A 17,370-nucleotide genomic window follows, 5' to 3' on the forward strand; every position below is an offset into this window, starting at 1 on the left:
CGTCACTCCGGGAGAAGCTGGATATTGACGGCGCCGTAGAACGCCCAGGCGAGCACGGACATGAAGGCGATGGCGGCGAGCGCGATCCCGGCCAGCGTCTTCGGGCGGAATTTCGGCTCGGCGAAGCCCACCAGCACCACCAGACCGACGATGGCCGCGATGGCGCCCATGCGCTCGACCAGCAGGCCGAAGGCCGCCAGCCCGGCGCAGATCGCGAGGATCGGGCGCCACGGCGCCCTTGGCGCGACGCTCATCGACCGCCGTCCGTCGAAGATCACCGCCACGCCCATCAGCGCCAGGACGATGCCGAGGCACATCGGGAACATGCCCGGCCCCACCTGCCGCAGCGTGCCCAGGCCATAATTGGCCGAGGCGATGGCCGCCGCGATCCCCACCGCGGAGAGCACGCCCCCTCCGACCAGCTCCACCACGTTGAAACCGGCGATCCTCACCGGCTTTCCGTCAGGCTCGCCCATTGCGTCAGGTTCGTCCGTCATCCGTTCCGCTCCCCGAGTTCGGGCGCCTTGCGCGGCGCCGCGTTCTTGCCGGCCTTGCGCGCGCGGCGCGGGATCTTCCGCATCGCGCGCGGTTGCGTGGACCGCCTGGGCGCCGCCTCGCGCCCGGACGCCGAGGCATCTGCGCCGACGCCGGCGCGAACCGGACGCGCTTGTCCGGGAGGGCATGTCCGGGCGGGAATGATCGGGCGAGGGGTCCATGCGGTCATCGGGAGACGGACCGCGTCAGCGCCGCGCGTCCACGCGCGGAACGGCTTCCCATCCGCATGGCATGACGTCCTCCCCTGGCATCGGGCGCCTTCCCGGCCGCTCCGCTTGATTGGTCTCTTTAAAATCCATTTCTACCATTCAGACAACGATTCTACTTAACGGTCAAAACCATTGTCTCGAATTCCGCCCACGCCCGGCGATCGCGCGACGCGCCGTCGCCATGGCGACGGCGCCGCGAGGGCGCGGGAGCGGGGGTTGGGGGCGGGGTGGGGGCGGGCAGGCGCCCGAACGGACGCGGGCGAAACCGCGGGAGAGCGGCGCGCGCACCCGAAGACGCCTCCGCCCGCCACGGGGCCGGCGGCGGGAGAGGGCGCGGACGACTGCGCCGGCTGGACATGGCTGCGGGCCCGCGGGACAGGCGCGGGGACGGCGCCGGACATTTCAAGCGACGGCGGCGTTCGAACCCAGACCGCTCGCGCCCCGACGCATAGGCGCCGGGGCGGCGGCGGGCGGCGGGATCAGGCGGCGTGCAGGCGCAGCGGGAGCGAGGCCAGGGACCGCAGGTTGTTGTTCAACCGCCGCTCCGGCGCGCCGGCGGGCTCGATCCGCGCGACATGGCGGGCGACGGCGCGCAGGGCGGCCTCGCCCTCGGCCTTGGCGATCATCTGCCCGATGCAGCGATGCACGCCCTCGCCCAGCGCCAGGTGAGCGCGGTTGTCCCGGGTCATGTCGAAATCGTCGGGATGCGCGAACGCGGTCTCGTCGCGGTTGGCGCAGGCCAGGATCACCAGGATCTTGGCGTCGGCCTCCAGATCCACGTCGCCGATCCGGACCTCGGCCATGGTCAGGCGGCAGACATTGGGGATCGGCGTCTCGATCCGCATCGCCTCGTCGAAGGCCCCGCGCGCAAGCCTGGGATCGGCGCGCAGCATGTCGAACTGGCCGGGGCGCGCGGACAGGTGCATCAGCGTCGCCGAGATCGTGGCCGCGGTGGTGTCGAGCCCGCCGCGGATGAAGCTGCGGGCCAGCAGGGGGGCGACCTCGGGCTCGATCTCGCCCCGATCGGCGGCCTCGAAGATCTGGGCGCCGAAACCGCCCTCCACCATCGCCTCGCGGGTCATCGACCACTTGAACCAGGCGTCGATTTCGTCGGCGCGGGCCTGGGTGGCGCGATAGCGGGCGTTGAAGGGGCCCTGCCCGTCGAAATTCAGCTCGCCCAGCAGATACAGGTTCTCGGTCCGCTCCGGGCTGTCCTTCAGACCCAGCGCGTCGGGGAAGGTGGAGGCGACGAAGTCCTCCGAGAAATCCTTGACCCCGTCGATCTCGCCGCCCCGCTCCAGCAGGGCGCGCACCTTCTCGTCGGCCACGCGGTCGAACGTCTCCTGCCACGAGCGGATCATGCCGGGCGACAGGATCTTCTGCAGCACCCGGCGCACATGGGAATGCCGGGGCGGGTCGACCTCCACGATGGGCGAGGCGGGGCGCCAGGCCTCGGGGCTGCGGATGTCGCCGAGTCCCGAGCCGCCGGTGGAGGAGAACGTCTCCCAGTCCTTCAGCAGCGGGCGGATCGAGGCGTGACGGCCCATGCAATAGACCCCGTAGCGGGGCAGCCACACCACGTCGCCGGCGGCGCGCAGGGCCTTCCACGTCTCGTGCGGGTCGGCCAGGACCGCGTCCGCATAGGGGTCGATGTCGAGGACGGGCGCGCCGCGTTCCCGGATCTCGGTCATGGGAGCCTCGCTGGGGGTTGGAGGAGCGGTGGAGCGTTCAGAGCAGCCGGCCGCCGTCCACCGGCAGGGCGATGCCGGTGGTGAAGGCGGCGTCGTCGGACAGAAGATAGGTCACCGCGGCCGCGATCTCGACCGGCTTGCCGAAGCGGCCAAGCGGGATGCCCGACAGCATGAACTTCGCGCGCTCCAGCTGCGCGGCCTCGTCGCCGACGATGCGGAAGCTTTCGTCGGTCATCGGGCCTTCGATGGTGCCGGGCGCGATGCAGTTGACCCGGATGTTGTCGGGCGCATGGTTCAGCGCCATGGCCTTGGTCATCAGCGTGATCGCCCCCTTGGAGGCGGAATAGAGCGACAGCGTCGGCGACCCCGCCAGCCCGGCGGTGGAGGAGAACAGCACGATCGCCCCGCCCCCGAGTTCGCGAAGCTGGGGCACGAAGGTCTTGCAGGCCAGCCACGGCCCCTTGACGTTGACCGCGAAGAGCCGGTCGAAATCGGCCTCCTCGTTGTCGATGGCGGCGCCGGCCTTGCCGAGGATGCCGGCGGCGGGCAGCAGGAACTCGGCCGGGCCGAAGGCGGTCCTGGTCTCGTCGGCGAAGCGCGCCAGGTCGGCGGCGGAGGTCGAATTCCCCACCACCTGGATCGCGCCCGGACACAGGGCGGCGGTGTCCGCCAGCCGGTCCGGGTCCATGTCGAACAGCGCCAGCCTGGCGCCCTCGGCCGCCATCTTCGCGGCGATGGCCCGGCCCAGCCCGCCGCCGGCGCCGGTGATCGCCGCCACGCGGCCCTCGAAACGGTCGGTCATCAGTGCGCTCCGCTCAGATAGAAGTCCCGAAGTTCGTCCATTCCCACGCCGTCGTCCACCGCGCGTTCGAAGGCGATGCGGCCGCCGCGGATCACGTAGAGATAATCCGCCACCTCCAGCGCCATGCCCACGTTCTGCTCGACCAGCAGCAGGGTCAGGCCCAGGTCGCGCAGGCTCAGGATCGCCTCGGCGATCTCCTCGACCACACGGGGGGCGAGCGCGGCGGAGGGCTCGTCGAGCAGCAGCATCGTCGGCCGGCTCATCAGCGCGCGGCCGATGGACAGCATCTGCCGCTCGCCCCCCGACAGCATCCCGGCGAGAACCCTGCGGCGCTCCTTCAGGCGGGGAAAGCGGGTGTAGACGCCCTCCAGGTCCGCGGCGACGCCGGCCTTGTCCCGGCGCCGGTGATAGGCGCCCATCATCAGGTTCTCGGCCACCGACATGCCGCCGAAGATCTCCTTGCCCTGCGGGACCAGGGACAGGCCCATGGCGGTGCGATCCTCGGCGGCGACGTCGTTGATGACGCGGCCGTCGAGCGCGACGGTCCCGTCCTGCGGCGTCACCAGCCCGGCGATGGCCTTCAGGCAGGTCGACTTGCCGGTCCCGTTGCCGCCCAGCAGGGCGACCAGACCACCCCTGGGGACCTCCAGCGACAGGCCGTGCAGGATGCGGGTGCGGCCATATCCGGCCACCACGTTCTCAAGCTTGAGCACGGCGCTTCCACCCCCTGCCGATATAGGCCTCGACCACCACCGGATCCTGGGTCACCGCCGCGGGCGGGCCCTCGGCGATCTTCGTGCCGGAGTCCAGCACCACCACCCTGTCGCACAGGTCGCGCACCACGCGCATGTCGTGCTCGACCAGCAGGATCGAGATCCCGAACTCGTCGCGCATCCGGCGGATCAGGGCGATCAGCCGGTCGACATTGGGCGGCGACAGGCCGGCGGCGGGCTCGTCCAGCACGAACAGGCGCGGGTCGGCGATGACCCCGCGAGCCAGCTCCACCATGCGCTGCTGGCCGATGGACAGCGCCGTGACCTTGCGGTCGGCGAACGGGGCGAGGTCGAACCAGCCCAGCAGTTCGCGGGCGCGGGCGCGGACGGCCTCCTCCTCCTCCCGCGCGGGGCGGGCGCCGAGCACGCTTTCCCACATGCTGCGCTTCATCGAGATATGGCGGGCCAGCAGCAGGTTGTCCTCGACCGAGAGCGAGCCGAACAGCCGCAGCATCTGGAAGCTGCGCGCCATGCCCAGCCGCGCGCGGCGCCAGGCGGGCAGCGCGGTGATGTCCCGGCCGTCGAAGCGGAAGGTTCCGGAATCGGCCGGCATCTCCCCCGTCACCATGTTGACCATGGTCGACTTGCCCGAGCCGTTGGGCCCGATCAGCCCCACGATCTCGCCCGCCCCGACGCTAAGGCCGGCGCCGTCGACGGCGGTGACGCCGGCGAAGCGCTTGACCACGCCTTCGACCGACAGGATCGGATCGCTCATGCGCTCGCCTCCGAGGGGTCTTTCGCCGGCGCGCGGCCGGAGGCCGCCTGGTCCCGGCTCTCCCGCGCCTTGCGGATGCGGCCGAGCGCGCCCTCGGGCGCCACGGTCACGCAGACCACCAGCAGCACGCCGAAGATCAGCATCTTGTAGCGCGCAAGCTCTCCGGTCAGTTCGGGCAGGATGGTCAGGGCGATGGCGCCGAGGATCGGGCCCATGAAGGTCCCGCGCCCGCCGACCACCATCATCGCCACCACCATGCACGAGATCCAGATCTGGAAGTCGTCCGGCGTGACCCCCTGCATGGCATGGGCGTTCAGCACCCCCGCCCCGCCCGCGAAGGCCGCCGAGGCGACGAAGGCGGTCAGTTTGGCGAATGTGGTGTTCAGGCCGACGGCGCCGGCCAGCGTCTCGTCCTCGCGCACCGCGACCCATTCGCGGCCCAGGCGCGAATGCACCAGCCGCCAGGCGATGAACACGAAGACCGCCGCCATGACCAGCGCGACCCAGTAGAGATCCCGAAGGCTGGTGACCTCGAACAGGCGGACGCCGAACAGCGTGGTCTCGCCGATCGGCGGCACGGCGAGGCCGTTCTGCCCCCCGGTCAGCGAGTTCCACTGCACCAGGCCGAGATAGACCAGCGTCTGCACGGCGATGGTGACGATGGCCAGGAAGTGCCCCTTGAGCCGCAGCGCCGGCAGCCCCAGCGCGAGGCCGAACAGGCCGGTGACGACGATGCCCGCCGGCAGGTTCATCCAGAAACCGGTTCCGACGTCCCGCGACAGGATGCCGGCGGTGTAGCCGCCGATGCCGTAGAAGGCGCCCTGGGCGAAGCTGAACTGGCCGCAATAGCCGGTGGCGAGGTTCAGCCCCACCGCGAGGATGACGTAGAGCAGCGCCACCATCAGCACGTTGAGCTCATAGCCCCCCAGCAGGAAGGGGGCGGCGACGAAGCCGACCGCGAGGATCGCGAGGGTGATCAGCGCGGCCCGGGTCATGACCGCTCCAGCGACCGGCCGAACAGGCCCTGGGGCCGGAACAGCAGCACCGCGATCACCAGGAGGAAGCCGACGACGTCGCGCAGCCCGTTGGTGAGATAGGCCGAGGTCATCGACTCGATGACCCCCAGCAGCAGCCCGGCGGCGGCCGCGCCCAGCGGGCTGCCCATGCCGCCGATGATGACCACGATGAACGCCTTGAGCACGATCATGTTCCCCACCAGCGGGTGAACCATGTAGACCGCCGACATCATGAAGCCGGCCACGCCCGCCAGCGTCGCGCCCAGCATGAAGGTGATCACCGCGACGCGGCGCACCTTCACGCCGCACAGACGGGCGACGGTCTCGTGCTGGGCCATGGCGCGCAGGGACCGCCCGGTCCAGGTCCAGCGCAGCGCCGCGAACAGCGCGCCGACGATGATCAGCATCGCCGGCGGGATCAGCGCGCGCGGGGCCGGCAGGAACACCGGCCCCAGCTCGATGGCCTTGTAGGCCAGCTCGGTATGCATCAGCTCCGGCTGCGGACCCATGGTCACCATGACCGCGTTCTGCAGCGCCACGGCCAGACCGAAGCTCGCGATGATCGAACTGGTCTGGTCCTGGTTCTTCAGCCCCCGGTGCAGCAGCGCCTCGGCCCCGAGCCCGAGCAGGCAGGACACCGCCGCCACCACCGCCAGCGACGCCGGCAGCGGCAGCCCGAAGGCCGTGCTGGCGGTGATGCCCGCATAGCCGCCCAGCATGTAGAACTCGCCATGGGCGAAGTTGACCACATGCAGGATGCCGAAGATCAGCGTCAGGCCGACGGCCACCAGCACATAGCTGCTGCCGACCACCACGCCGTTCGCGAGATACTGCAGAAACAGGTCCATGGCGATCAGGCGCCCGACAGCGTGCGCTTGCCGTCCTTGATCACCGCGATGAAGTTCTTGAAGTCGACGGACCCGATCTCGTTGTAATCGGCGGTGGTTCCGGCCGGCCCCATGGCGATGGGGAAATCGGCCATGCCGTTGTTCAGGACCTCCTGCACCTTGCGCCCGTCGGACTCGCCCGCCCGCCGCAGCGCCTCGATCCCGATGGAGGTGGAGTCGTAGCCCAGCGCGTTCAGCGTGCCGGCGGAGTGGCCGTATTCGGCCTCGAACGCCTCGCCGAAGGCCTTGCCCTTCTCGTTGGGGGTGGAGGGTTCGTAGAGGGTGGCGACCGCGAAGCCCTCGGAGGCCGGCCCGGCGAGCTTGATGAAGTCGTCCGACACCATCGAGCCCGAGCCCACGAACTGCGTGCGCAGCCCCACGCCCGCCGCCTGGCGCACGATGGTCGCGCCGTCGCCGGCCCAGCCGCCGATATAGACCGCGTCCGGCTTCAGGGTGCGGATGCGGGTCAGCATGGTGGAGAAGTCGGCCTCGCCGACGTTGAAGCTGTCGTTCGACACGATCTCGCCGCCCGCGTCGCTGACGATCCGGGTGACCTGCGCGGCCAGCGTGGTCCCGTAGTTGGAGCTGTCGTGGATGATCGCCACCTTCTTCGCGCCGAAGGTGTTGACGATGGCCATGGCGGTGTCGTGGCCCTGGCCGTTCGAATCCGGCCAGCAGCGGAAGAACCAGGGATCGCCGGGGGTGTTGGCCTCGGTGCCCGCGGCGCCGGTGGAGCCGCCTGACAGCATCGGCACGCCATATTCCTTGGACACCTTGTTCGCCGCCACCACGACCGCGGTCGGGTAGGTGCCGACGATGAAGGGCACGTTCTCGCTTTCGATCAGCTTGCGGACGGCGGTGACGCCCCGGGTGGAGTTGGCCTCGTCATCCTCGATGGCGAGCTCGACGGGCTTGCCGAAGACGCCCCCGGCCGCGTTGGCCTGCTTGATGGCGAATTCGACGCCCTTGAGCACCTGGTGGCCCTCGATAGAGGCGGGGCCGGACAGGGGCAGCATGGCGCCGATCTTCACCGTCCCGCCGCTTTGGGCGCGCAGCAGGGACGGCGTGGCGAGAGCGGCGCCGGTCATGGCGAGGACGGTGCGGCGGGAGAAGTTTGTCATGCGGAAGGCTCCGGCAATTTGCGCCAAGTGCATTTGTGAGCGATGCGACGATATTGAAATAATCTTTTGCGGCCCCGGACGAATGTCAAAGGCGGAGTTGGCTCCAATGTTGAAAAGCGAACATCGCGATCCGGTTCGCCTATTTTTTATCCAATCTTGCCCCGCATTTCGGGCGCAATGCGCATTTTGACTCCATTCACGCCGCTAACGCGCCACGCGGGCGAAAGCCACCTCACGACCACCGGCGCCCCTGGCGCGCGCATCGGGGCGATTCCATCGCCGGCCAGGCCGCGCCTGTTTCGCTGCGCAAGGAGACGGCGAGGAGCCTGCGCGGCGGGCGAGTCGACGCAGCGTTCATCTCGCGCGCTTGACAGGATGGCCTCATCATGGTCGTCTTTTCCGAGACGATCGCATCGAACCGCGATATGACTCCGGAGCATGCCGATGACCGCCGCCTCTTCCTCCAGCGCCCCCGAGACCGAAGCCGCGACCGAAGCGGCGACCGGAGCGCCCCTGCTGGAAGTCCGGGGGCTCGCCTATGATTACGGCCGCGTGACCGCGGTGCAGGACTGCGGCTTCGAGGCCGCCGCCGGGGGCGTCGTGGCGCTGATCGGCGGCAACGGCGCCGGCAAGACCACCACCGTGCAATGCGTCGCCGGCGCCCTGCGCCCGCGCGCCGGAACCATCCGTTTCGACGGCCGCGACATCACCGGCCTGCCCGCCCATGAGGCGGTGGAGCTGGGGCTGGCGCTGGTGCCCGAGGGGCGGCAGGTGTTCCAGCAGCTCACCGTGCACGAGAACCTTCTGGTCGCCGGCCGCGTGCAGCGGGCGCGCGCCGACCTCTCGGCCAATCTCGACAAGGTCTACACGCTGTTCCCGCGGCTGAAGGAACGCCGCGCCCAGAACGCCGGCTCGCTGTCGGGGGGTGAACAGCAGATGCTCGCCATCGGCCGCGGGCTGATGACCGGCCCGCGCCTGCTGATCCTGGACGAGCCGTCGCTGGGCCTGTCCCCGATCCTGGTGACCACGATCTTCCGCCTGATCGGCGCGCTGAACGCCGAGGGCATCACCATCCTGATCGTGGAGCAGAACCTCCACCAGACGCTGACCATGGCGGACCACGCCTACGTGCTGGAGAAGGGCCGCGTCGTCCGCTCCGGCGGCGGGCGCGAGCTGCTGGACGATCCCGCCGTGAAGGCGGCCTATCTGGGCGTCGCCTGAGGCGCCGGCACGCGCCGGCCGGGCGGTTCTCGTCCCGGCCGGCTTTCATCGACCCGGACCAGACCGCTCGCGCCGACGCGGATCGGCGACGCGGCCCCCAACAAGGAGGCGACCCATGGACAGACGCACGCTGCTCAAGACCGGCGCGGCCCTCGCCGCGACCACCGCCCTCGGCGCCCCGCTGGTGGCGCGGGCGCAGGCGAAGACCATCACCTTCGGCGGCTCGATCCCGATGACCGGCAAGGCCGCCGAGACCGGCCTGAACGTGCTGCGCGGCTACGAAGCGGCCGTGAAATACGTCAACGAGGAGATGGGCGGCGTCGAGATCGGCGGCGAGACCTCGATGCTGGAGCTGTCGCTGTTCGACGACGCCTCCGACCCGTCGCGCGCCGCCACGCTGATCCAGCGTCAGGTGGACGAGGGCGTGGGCTTCTTCCTCGGCTCCTTCGGGTCGTCGATCGTGCTGCCCACCTGCTCGATCACCGAAGCCGCGGGCCGGCTGATGGTGCAGGCCGGCGGCGGCTCGGACCAGATCTTCACCCAGGGCCGCAAGCGGGTGTTCGGGATCTTCCCGCGGGCCTCGCGCCAGTTCGTGTCCTCGGTCGACATGCTCAAGGGCCTGTCGCCGGAGGTCGCCACGGTGTCGGTGATCTACACCAACGACCCGTTCTCCAAGTTCCAGGCCGACGGCGCCAAGAAGGAGCTGGAAGCGCGGGGGGTCGAGGTGCTCGACTTCATCGACCTGCCGGCCGAGGTCTCGGACGTCACCAACGTGCTGACCACCATCCGCCAGTCGAATCCCGACGTGCTGATCTGCACCACGCATGACCAGACCTCGATCCTGATCGCGCGGCAGATGGTGTCGACCGACACCAACGTGAAGATGCTCTACCAGACGCTCGGGCCGCAGACCGAGGCCTATGGCAAGGCGCTGGGCAAATACGCCTCCGCCGCCGTGACGCAGGCCTACTGGGACGCCTCCGCGCCCTATGAGGGCGACTATTTCGGCTCGGCCCAGAAGTTCGCGGATTACTATTCCGCCAATTTCGAGCGGCCCATGGCCTATCACATGGCCTCGGGCGCGAGCTGCATCGTCACCTATCTGGAGGCCGCCAAGCAGGCCGGGACGCTGGAGCTGAACGCGGTGCGCGACGCGCTGGCGGCGATCGACTTCGAGTGCTTCTACGGGCGCATCAAGTTCACCGAGGACGGCGACGGCGACCCGTCGCTGCTCGGCCCGATGCTGATGCAGCGGCAGGGCGAGTCCATGGCGATCATCTCGCCCCAGGACGCCGCCACGGCCGAGGCGATCTACCCCGCCCCGGCCTGGTCCGAGCGCGGCTGATCCCGCGCGGGCGGCGGCGCGCGCGCCGCCGCCCGCGCCTCCCCCCCCCCGACCCCGGCGGTTCCCCCCCCGGTCATTCCCCTCGGTCACCCCCCCGGCCATTCCCAACGAAAGCGACCCGTGCTTCTATTCCTGCAGACCACGATCAACGGCCTGGTGCTGGGCGGGATCTATTCGCTCGCCGCGGTCGGGTTCTCGTTGATCTTCGGCGTTATCGGCATCGTGAACCTGACCCACGGGATCTTCGTCATCGCCGGCGCCTATATGGCCATGGCGCTGTTCGCGGCCGCCGGGGTCGATCCGCTGCTCGCCATCCCGCTCATCGGGGCGGTCCTGTTCGCGGTGGGCTACGCCTATCAGCGCACCATCATCGACTGGGCGATTTCGCGCGCTTCGGTCGAGGCGTCGCTGGTGGTGACGTTCGGCATGGCCATGGTGTTCCGCAACCTGCTGCAGCTGTGGTTCGGGCCGGACGTGCAGACCATCACGCCCTCCTACAGCTTCGACAGCGTCGCCATCGGCCCGATCCGGGTGGACATGGTGCGGCTGGCGGCGCTGGGGGCCTCGATGGCGCTGCTGACCGGGCTGACGCTGATGCTTGCGCGCACCCATTTCGGCCGGGCGATGCGGGCCGTCGCCCAGCAACCGCTGGCCGCGTCCCTGTCGGGGCTGAACGTGCGGCGCATCCACGGGCTGACCTTCGGGGTGTCGGCGGCGCTGGCCGGCGCTTCGGGCGCGATCATCGGCATCGTGCAGCCGTTCTCGGCCAGTTCCGAGGTCGCCTGGACGCTCAACGCCTTCATCGTGGTGGTGCTGGGGGGCATCGGCTCGCCCGCCGGGGCGCTGGCGGGGGGGCTCGTGCTCGGGCTGATCAACGCCTACACGGCCACCTATGTCAGCCCGGCGCTGACGCAGGCGATGATGTTCCTGGTGCTGGTCCTGATGCTGCTGCTGCGTCCGCAGGGCATCCTGGGCGCCGCTTACGGAGAATCCCGATGACCCGGCCCCTGGCGCTCCTGCTTCTGGCGGCGGCCGCGGTCGCGACCGCGCTCCTGCCCCAGGCGCTCAGCCCGTTCCATATCCGGGTGCTGCAGTTCTTCTTCTTCGCCGCCGCCACCGCGGTCGCGTGGAACATCCTGGGCGGCTACGCCGGATACTGGAGCTTCGGGCACACGGTCTCGATCGGCATCGGCGCGTTCTCCGCCGCCCATTTCGGGCTGATCTTCGGCCATGGCGCGGGCCCGGCGGGGATGATCCTGCCGGTGCTGGCGGGCGGGGCGATCGCCGGCCTCTTCGCGCTGGTCATCGCCTATCCGCTGCTGCGCCTGCGCGGCACCTATTTCGCCATCGCCATGCTCGGCGTCGGCCAGGTGGTGGCCGAGCTGGCCAACAACCTGCCGGTGTTCCAGGGCGGGATCGGGCTGTTCCTGCCCTCGCCCGTCCCCGATGGCATGGCGCCGGAGCGGTTCTATTACTACGCCTTCGCGGCGCTGCTGGCCCTGTGCCTGGTCATCTCCTGGGCGGTGAAGCGGTCCAAGTTCGGCTACGCCCTGCTGGCGATCCGCGAGGACGAGGACACCGCCCAGATGCTGGGCGTGGCGACGGAGCGCTACAAGATCGCCGCCTTCGTGCTGTCGGCGACGCTGGTCGGGCTGCTGGGGGCGGTCTACGGCTATTCGCTGGGCTATTTCACCACGCCCTCGGTGTTCCGCCTTGATTTCTCGCTGAACATGATCGTATTCGCGCTGATCGGCGGGATCGGCACGCTGTTCGGCCCGGTGATCGGGGCGGCGCTGCTGCTGTTCCTGACGAACGTTCTGCTGTCGGGCTTTCTCGACATCCACCTGATGATCACCGGCGCGCTGGTGGTGGCGGTGATCCTGCTGATGCCGGGCGGGATCCTGCGGGCGGGCGCCACGCTGCCCTGGAAACGCCGCGCCAAGAAGGAGGCCAGCGGATGAGCGAGATCATCCTCGAAGGCGTGGGCGTCACCAAGCGCTTCCGCGGCCTCACCGCCACCGACCATGTGGATTTCGCGGTCCCCAAGGGGTCGATCTACGGGCTGATCGGGCCGAACGGGGCAGGCAAGTCCACCCTGTTCAACCTGGTCACCGGCTACCATCCGCTGAGCGAGGGCAGGATCGTCTTCAAGGGCCGCGACCTGGCCGGGATGCCGATCTACCGGCGCAACCAGTTCGGCATGGCGCGGGCCTTCCAGATCTCCAAGCCCTTCCCCGCCCTGACGGTGCGCGAGAATGTCGGCGTCGGCGCCATGTTCGGCCGCCCCGACCGCGGCGCCCAGGCGGGGCGGGAGACGGACCGCGCGATGGAGATCGCCGGGATCACGCATCTCGCCGCCCGCCGCGCCGACGCGCTGACCGTGGGCGAGCTGCGCAAGCTGGAGATCGCGCGCGCCGTCGCCACCGGCCCCGACCTGCTGCTGGCCGACGAGCCCTGCGCCGGGCTCAACCCGTTCGAAACCGACGAGATGGCGCAATGCCTGCGCAACGTGCGCGACGCCGGCGCGACCGTCTGGCTGGTCGAACATGACATGAAGGCGGTCACGGCGCTGTGCGACCGCATCCTGGTGATCGACGCGGGCAAGCGCCTGGCCGAGGGCACGCCCAGCGAAGTGGTGAATGACCCGGCGGTGATTTCGGCGTATCTGGGCGTTCCCATGGATGAGGACGTCGCGCACGCATGACGAGCCGCCCCAGGTCGACGATCTCCGCTCCGCCGCCGCCCGACCCGGCGCCGCCGGTTTCGGCCGGCCAGCCGCGACGCTTCCCCGAGATCGACGAGCGGCTGCTGCTGCAATCCGTGTCGCGCGCGCTGGACGTGATCGAGGCCTACGCCGCCGCGCCCCGCCCGATGTCGCTGGGCGAGATCGCCGAGGCCTCCGGCATCAACAAGAGCGCGGCCCAGCGCATCGGCCAGACCCTGCTGTCGCGCGGCTATCTCGAGCAGACCGAGCATGGGCGGCTGAAGCTGGGGCGGCAGTTCCTGGACCGCAGCTTCGACTACCTGCGTTCCAACGCGCTGATCGAGCGGGCGACGCCGGTGCTGATCGACCTGCGCAAGACGACCGAGGAGCGGGTGGACCTGTCGCTGTTCGACGCCGACAGCGACAATCTCTCGATCGTCTACGCCGCCCGGATGCAGTCCAAGCGCGAGACCTTCTACGCCACCCTGCCCGGCCGCCGTCAGCCGACCTTCGCCAGTTCCGGGGGGCGGGCCTGTCTTGCGCTGATGAGCGACGCGGAGATCGAGGACGTGCTCGACCGCACCCGGTTCGAGCCGCTGACCCCGCGCACCGAGATCGACCGCGCCCGCGTGCGCGAAGGGATCGAGGCCGCGCGACGCGCAGGCTATGCGCTGATGCTCGAACAGGCGCTGCTGGGGGAGATCGTGCTCGCCGCCGCGATCCGCGACCGCGCGGGCCGCCCTGTCGGGGCGATCCATATCGCCGGCTCGCTGTCGGAATGGACGGAGGAGGCGTTCAGCCGCCGCTTCGCGCCGCTGGCCATGTCGGCGGCGGCGTCCCTGTCCGGCTGACCGGCCGACCGGCTGCCCAGTTTCGGGGCGACCGGGGCGGGCCGTCGGGCGCCCGCCCCGGTCCTGGTTCCAGTCCCGGTCCCGGTCGCGGTCCCGGTCCCGGTCCCGGTCCTCAGACCTTGCCTTCGGCTTCCAGCGCGGCCCAGGCCTCGGCCACTTCGGCGCCGGTGGCGAACCACACGTCGGGGAAGCTGCGCATGAAGGCGATCATCTCGCGCAGCAGCGCGATGCGCGACGGACGCCCGGTGATCTGCGGATGCATCACCAGGTCGAACAGCCCGCCCCAGCGATAGATCTCGCGGAACTCCTCCTTCCACACTTCGAGGATGTGGGAGTTGGTGAAGATCGGCCGCGGGCTGGCGATGGAGAACAGCGCGAAGGGCGCGTCGTCCAGCGACCAGTGCCAGGGCAGTTCGATCGGACCCTTGGAGCCGTCGGGCAGAATGTGCCGATACGGGTTGATGTCATCCATCAGCGAGGTGTCGTAGAGCAGCCCCGCCTTGGCCTGCGTGGTCAGCAGCCCGGACGAGACCTCGCCGGCCGGCGACCGGAAGCCCTTGGGCTTGACCCCGACCTTCTCCAGCGAGGCGAGACCCTTCTCGAACTCCTCGGCCTCCGCGGCCGGATCGTCCGACACCCAGATATGGGAATAGGAGTGGTGGCCGACCTCGTGCCCTTCCTTGAGGATCATCTCGACCTTGTCGGTGTGGTTCTCCACCGTCCAGCCGGGCACGAAGAAGGTGGCGGGGGCCTCTTCCTCGGACAGCATCTCCAGGATCTTGGGCACGCCGACCGTGGCGCCGTATCGGCCCTGGGACAGGACGCCCGGGCGCTGCTTGTTGCGCGCGTCGCGACCGGTCCAGAGCGTTTCGGCATCGAAGTCGAAGGTCAGCATGACGGCGCATTTCGCGCCGCCGGGCCAGGCGATGCTCTTGTCGTGCTTCATGGCGGGCAAGCTCCTTGCATCCTGCCTCGGCGCGCGCAGCAGGTCGGTGCGCGCCGCGGAAACGTCGCGCGGAGCAGGGACCGCGCGGCAGACCGGAATCACGCTAATTCAATTCATTCGTATTGCCTACCACCATATCCGCCTCTAACCTCCCGCCCCATGCGAACGTGAGAGGTCCCCTTGAACAGCCACCATGACCTGCCCGGCCTCGCCGCCGCGGCCGAGATCCGCGTCGACCCCTGGGGGATTCCTCACATCAAGGCCGAGAGCCTGGACGACCTGTTCTTCGCGCAGGGCTTCAACGCCGCGCGGGACCGGCTCTGGCAGATCGACCTCGGCCGCAAGCGCGGGCTGGGGCGGCTGGCGGCCTCCTTCGGTCCCGGCTTCCTGGAGCAGGACAAGGCCGCGCGCGCCTTCCTCTACCGGGGCGACATGGCGGCGGAATGGGCGGCCTATGGCGAGGACGCGCAGCGGATCTGCACCCGCTTCGCGGCCGGCATCAACGCCTATGTCGACGCCGCCCTGGCCGGCGACGCCCCCCTGCCCCCCGAATTCGCGCTGACCGGGACGCGCCCCGAGCGCTGGGACCCGGAGGACGTGGTCCGCATCCGCACCCACGCCCTGACCCGCAACGCCTTGTCGGAGATCCTGCGCGCGCAGGTGCTGGCCAGGTCCGGCGCCGCCGCGGACCTGCTGCGCAAGAACCTCGAACCGCCGGTGGACGCGGGCGAGGCCGGCGCCCCGCTGGAGGAGATCCCGCTGGCGGCGCTGGACCTGTTCCGGCTCGCCGTCGCTCCGGTGACCTTCCCCGAGGCGCGCATGGACTGCCCCCTGGAAGAGGCCGGGCGCTGGCGCCAGGTCGACGAGCTCGAAGGCGTGGTGGCCGACGCCAGCTGGACCGGCTCCAACAACTGGGCGATCTCGGCCGCGCGCACCGCGACCGGGCGGCCGATCATGGCGGGCGATCCGCATCGCGCGCACGGTCTGCCCTCGCTGCGCTACCTGGTGCATCTGACCGCGCCGGGGCTGGACGTGATCGGGGCGGGAGAGCCCTCGATGCCCGGCATCTCCATGGGCCATAACGGCCACGGCGCCTTCACCCAGACCATCTTCGGCACCGATCAGGAGGACGTCTACGTCTACGAGATGGACGCGGACGGCCGTTATCTCGGCCCCGACGGCTGGACCGGGATCCTGCGCGAGGAGGCGACCTTCGAGATCGCCGGCCACGCTCCCCAGACCCACGCGATGGACTACACCGTCCACGGCCCCGTGCTGCTGCGCGACGCGGCCCATGGCCGGCTCTACGCCCTGCGCTCGGTCTGGTTCGAGCCGGGCGCCTGCGCCTATTTCGGCGGGCTGACCACCATGCGCGCCAAGTCGCCCGCCGCGTTCCGCGAGGGGCTGCGCCGCTTCGCGACCCCGTCGCTGAACCACCTGTGGGCCGATGTCGACGGCGCCATCGCCTGGCAGCCGGCCGGCATGGCGCCGGTGCGGCGCAACTGGACCGGGCTGCTGCCCGCCAGGGGCGACGGCTCCAACGAATGGGACGGGTTCCACCCGCTGGAGGCGCTGCCTCATGTGGAGAACCCGGCCAAGGGTTTCCTGCATTCGGCCAACGAATGGAACCTGCCCGAGGACTTCGACCAGTCCGAGACCCAGATCGGGTTCGAATGGCTGGAGAAGGGCCGCGCCACGCGGATCGAGGCGGTGCTCTCGGCCGACGAGGCGCATAGCCTCGCCGCCTCCCGCGCCCTGCAGACCGACGTGGTCTCGCTGCCCAATCTGCGGCTCGCGGCGCTGGCGGCGGGCCTGCCGGAGGACACGCCGGGGCGAGCGCTGCTGGCGGGCTGGGACGGCGCGATGACCATCGACTCGGCCCCCGCGCTGCTGTGCGAATGGTGGTTCGCCAAGCACCTCAAGGCCGGCCTTTTCGCGCTGGTCGCGCCCGACACGCCCCCCGCCCTGTTCGCCCCCGGCGACGTGGAGGGGATCGTCACGCTGCTGGAGACGCCGGACGCGCAGTTCGGCCCCGATCCCGTCGCGGCCCGCGACGCGTTGCTGGCCCGGACGCTGGCGGCCGCCTACGCCTCGGCGCAGGCGGCGTTCGGCGCGGATCCCGCCGGCTGGGAATGGGGGGCGCTGCACCACGCGCTGTTCCCGCATCCCCTGTCGCGGCTGGACGCGTCGCTGGACATCGGGCCGCTGCCCAAGCCCGGCTCGGGGACCACGGTGATGCACGCGGCCTATCGGGCGACGGATTTCCGGGTGATCGGCGGCGCCTCGGTCCGCTTCGTGCTGGATGTCGGCGACTGGGACAACTCGGTCTGCATCAACGCGCCGGGACAGTCGGGGGATCCGGGCTCGCCCCATTACCGCGACCTGACCGGGCCGTGGTCCAGGGGGGATTACGTGCCGTTCCTCTATTCCGACGCCGCGGTGGAGGCGGTGGTCGAAACCCGCATCGCCCTGCGCCCCGCCCCCGCCGCGGGGCCGACCCCGGGCCCGACCCCGCATCCGGAGGCCTGAGCCGC

16 protein-coding genes are annotated in these 17,370 nt (G+C 70.3%); 7 read left to right on the forward strand and 9 right to left on the reverse strand.

The window, feature by feature from the left end:
* Positions 1 to 2 precede the first annotated feature (2 nt).
* The 8 genes from BLV24_RS17285 to BLV24_RS17320 all read right to left on the reverse strand — a co-directional run bounded on the left by BLV24_RS17285 (position 3) and on the right by BLV24_RS17320 (position 7,769).
* Positions 3 to 497 carry a tripartite tricarboxylate transporter TctB family protein gene (locus tag BLV24_RS17285; RefSeq protein ID WP_176954800.1) on the reverse strand — a complete coding sequence of 165 codons (495 nt, stop codon included), beginning with the start codon at positions 495 to 497 and terminating at the stop codon, positions 3 to 5.
* Positions 498 to 1,243: 746 nt separating this feature from the next.
* On the reverse strand, positions 1,244 to 2,455 hold the full coding sequence (locus tag BLV24_RS17290; RefSeq protein WP_092684119.1) for a cytochrome P450: 1,212 nt from the start codon (positions 2,453 to 2,455) through the stop codon (positions 1,244 to 1,246).
* 37 nt (positions 2,456 to 2,492) lie between these two features.
* Positions 2,493 to 3,257, reverse strand: coding sequence for an SDR family NAD(P)-dependent oxidoreductase (locus BLV24_RS17295; RefSeq protein ID WP_092684121.1), 765 nt, complete (start codon positions 3,255 to 3,257; stop codon positions 2,493 to 2,495).
* Positions 3,257 to 3,970, reverse strand: a complete 714-nt coding sequence (locus BLV24_RS17300; protein WP_092684123.1) for an ABC transporter ATP-binding protein — start codon at positions 3,968 to 3,970, stop codon at positions 3,257 to 3,259. Before BLV24_RS17300 ends, BLV24_RS17295 begins: the two co-directional genes overlap by 1 nt.
* A complete protein-coding gene (locus BLV24_RS17305) occupies positions 3,957 to 4,745 on the reverse strand; it encodes an ABC transporter ATP-binding protein (protein WP_092684125.1) in 789 nt (262 codons plus the stop codon). The genes BLV24_RS17300 and BLV24_RS17305 overlap by 14 nt, the downstream gene beginning before the upstream one ends.
* Complete coding sequence (locus BLV24_RS17310; protein ID WP_092684127.1) at positions 4,742 to 5,740, reverse strand: branched-chain amino acid ABC transporter permease; 999 nt, start codon at positions 5,738 to 5,740, stop codon at positions 4,742 to 4,744. The genes BLV24_RS17305 and BLV24_RS17310 overlap by 4 nt, the downstream gene beginning before the upstream one ends.
* Positions 5,737 to 6,609 carry a branched-chain amino acid ABC transporter permease gene (locus BLV24_RS17315; protein WP_092684129.1) on the reverse strand — a complete coding sequence of 291 codons (873 nt, stop codon included), beginning with the start codon at positions 6,607 to 6,609 and terminating at the stop codon, positions 5,737 to 5,739. The genes BLV24_RS17310 and BLV24_RS17315 overlap by 4 nt, the downstream gene beginning before the upstream one ends.
* 5 nt (positions 6,610 to 6,614) lie before the next feature.
* Positions 6,615 to 7,769 (reverse strand): ABC transporter substrate-binding protein, encoded by a 1,155-nt coding sequence (locus BLV24_RS17320; RefSeq protein WP_176954801.1) that lies wholly within the window; start codon positions 7,767 to 7,769, stop codon positions 6,615 to 6,617.
* A gap of 444 nt (positions 7,770 to 8,213) precedes the next feature.
* Here BLV24_RS17320 and BLV24_RS17325 point away from each other — a divergent pair, with 444 nt between their 5' ends.
* The 6 genes from BLV24_RS17325 to BLV24_RS17350 all read left to right on the forward strand — a co-directional run bounded on the left by BLV24_RS17325 (position 8,214) and on the right by BLV24_RS17350 (position 13,890).
* Positions 8,214 to 8,990, forward strand: a complete 777-nt coding sequence (locus BLV24_RS17325; protein ID WP_092684133.1) for an ABC transporter ATP-binding protein — start codon at positions 8,214 to 8,216, stop codon at positions 8,988 to 8,990.
* Positions 8,991 to 9,105: 115 nt separating this feature from the next.
* On the forward strand, positions 9,106 to 10,335 hold the full coding sequence (locus BLV24_RS17330) for an amino acid ABC transporter substrate-binding protein (protein ID WP_092684323.1): 1,230 nt from the start codon (positions 9,106 to 9,108) through the stop codon (positions 10,333 to 10,335).
* Positions 10,336 to 10,455: 120 nt separating this feature from the next.
* Positions 10,456 to 11,334 (forward strand): branched-chain amino acid ABC transporter permease, encoded by an 879-nt coding sequence (locus BLV24_RS17335; protein ID WP_176954802.1) that lies wholly within the window; start codon positions 10,456 to 10,458, stop codon positions 11,332 to 11,334.
* Entirely contained in the window at positions 11,331 to 12,296 is a 966-nt protein-coding gene (locus BLV24_RS17340; RefSeq protein WP_092684137.1) for a branched-chain amino acid ABC transporter permease, read from the forward strand. Before BLV24_RS17335 ends, BLV24_RS17340 begins: the two co-directional genes overlap by 4 nt.
* On the forward strand, positions 12,293 to 13,039 hold the full coding sequence (locus tag BLV24_RS17345; protein ID WP_092684139.1) for an ABC transporter ATP-binding protein: 747 nt from the start codon (positions 12,293 to 12,295) through the stop codon (positions 13,037 to 13,039). Before BLV24_RS17340 ends, BLV24_RS17345 begins: the two co-directional genes overlap by 4 nt.
* A complete protein-coding gene (locus BLV24_RS17350; RefSeq protein WP_092684141.1) occupies positions 13,036 to 13,890 on the forward strand; it encodes an IclR family transcriptional regulator in 855 nt (284 codons plus the stop codon). Before BLV24_RS17345 ends, BLV24_RS17350 begins: the two co-directional genes overlap by 4 nt.
* A gap of 112 nt (positions 13,891 to 14,002) precedes the next feature.
* Here BLV24_RS17350 and BLV24_RS17355 read toward each other — a convergent pair whose 3' ends face one another.
* Entirely contained in the window at positions 14,003 to 14,836 is an 834-nt protein-coding gene (locus BLV24_RS17355) for a polysaccharide deacetylase family protein (protein WP_092684143.1), read from the reverse strand.
* Between the two features lie 180 nt (positions 14,837 to 15,016).
* On the opposite strand from BLV24_RS17355, the gene BLV24_RS17360 reads away from it, so the two are divergent.
* Positions 15,017 to 17,365 carry a penicillin acylase family protein gene (locus BLV24_RS17360; RefSeq protein WP_245710634.1) on the forward strand — a complete coding sequence of 783 codons (2,349 nt, stop codon included), beginning with the start codon at positions 15,017 to 15,019 and terminating at the stop codon, positions 17,363 to 17,365.
* Positions 17,366 to 17,370 lie beyond the last annotated feature (5 nt).

The organism is Albimonas donghaensis, assembly GCF_900106695.1.
GTDB lineage: Bacteria > Pseudomonadota > Alphaproteobacteria > Rhodobacterales > Rhodobacteraceae > Albimonas > Albimonas donghaensis.

What these genes read in the sequence shown, in the direction of transcription:
- BLV24_RS17285 (WP_176954800.1), bottom strand. Translation starts at nt 497, where the DNA reads ATGACGGACGAACCTGACGCAATGGGCGAGCCTGACGGAAAGCCGGTG.
- BLV24_RS17290 (WP_092684119.1), bottom strand. Translation starts at nt 2,455, where the DNA reads ATGACCGAGATCCGGGAACGCGGCGCGCCCGTCCTCGACATCGACCCC.
- BLV24_RS17295 (WP_092684121.1), bottom strand. Translation starts at nt 3,257, where the DNA reads ATGACCGACCGTTTCGAGGGCCGCGTGGCGGCGATCACCGGCGCCGGC.
- BLV24_RS17305 (WP_092684125.1), bottom strand. Translation starts at nt 4,745, where the DNA reads ATGAGCGATCCGATCCTGTCGGTCGAAGGCGTGGTCAAGCGCTTCGCC.
- BLV24_RS17310 (WP_092684127.1), bottom strand. Translation starts at nt 5,740, where the DNA reads ATGACCCGGGCCGCGCTGATCACCCTCGCGATCCTCGCGGTCGGCTTC.
- BLV24_RS17315 (WP_092684129.1), bottom strand. Translation starts at nt 6,609, where the DNA reads ATGGACCTGTTTCTGCAGTATCTCGCGAACGGCGTGGTGGTCGGCAGC.
- BLV24_RS17320 (WP_176954801.1), bottom strand. Translation starts at nt 7,769, where the DNA reads ATGACAAACTTCTCCCGCCGCACCGTCCTCGCCATGACCGGCGCCGCT.
- BLV24_RS17325 (WP_092684133.1), top strand. Translation starts at nt 8,214, where the DNA reads ATGACCGCCGCCTCTTCCTCCAGCGCCCCCGAGACCGAAGCCGCGACC.
- BLV24_RS17330 (WP_092684323.1), top strand. Translation starts at nt 9,106, where the DNA reads ATGGACAGACGCACGCTGCTCAAGACCGGCGCGGCCCTCGCCGCGACC.
- BLV24_RS17340 (WP_092684137.1), top strand. Translation starts at nt 11,331, where the DNA reads ATGACCCGGCCCCTGGCGCTCCTGCTTCTGGCGGCGGCCGCGGTCGCG.
- BLV24_RS17345 (WP_092684139.1), top strand. Translation starts at nt 12,293, where the DNA reads ATGAGCGAGATCATCCTCGAAGGCGTGGGCGTCACCAAGCGCTTCCGC.
- BLV24_RS17350 (WP_092684141.1), top strand. Translation starts at nt 13,036, where the DNA reads ATGACGAGCCGCCCCAGGTCGACGATCTCCGCTCCGCCGCCGCCCGAC.
- BLV24_RS17355 (WP_092684143.1), bottom strand. Translation starts at nt 14,836, where the DNA reads ATGAAGCACGACAAGAGCATCGCCTGGCCCGGCGGCGCGAAATGCGCC.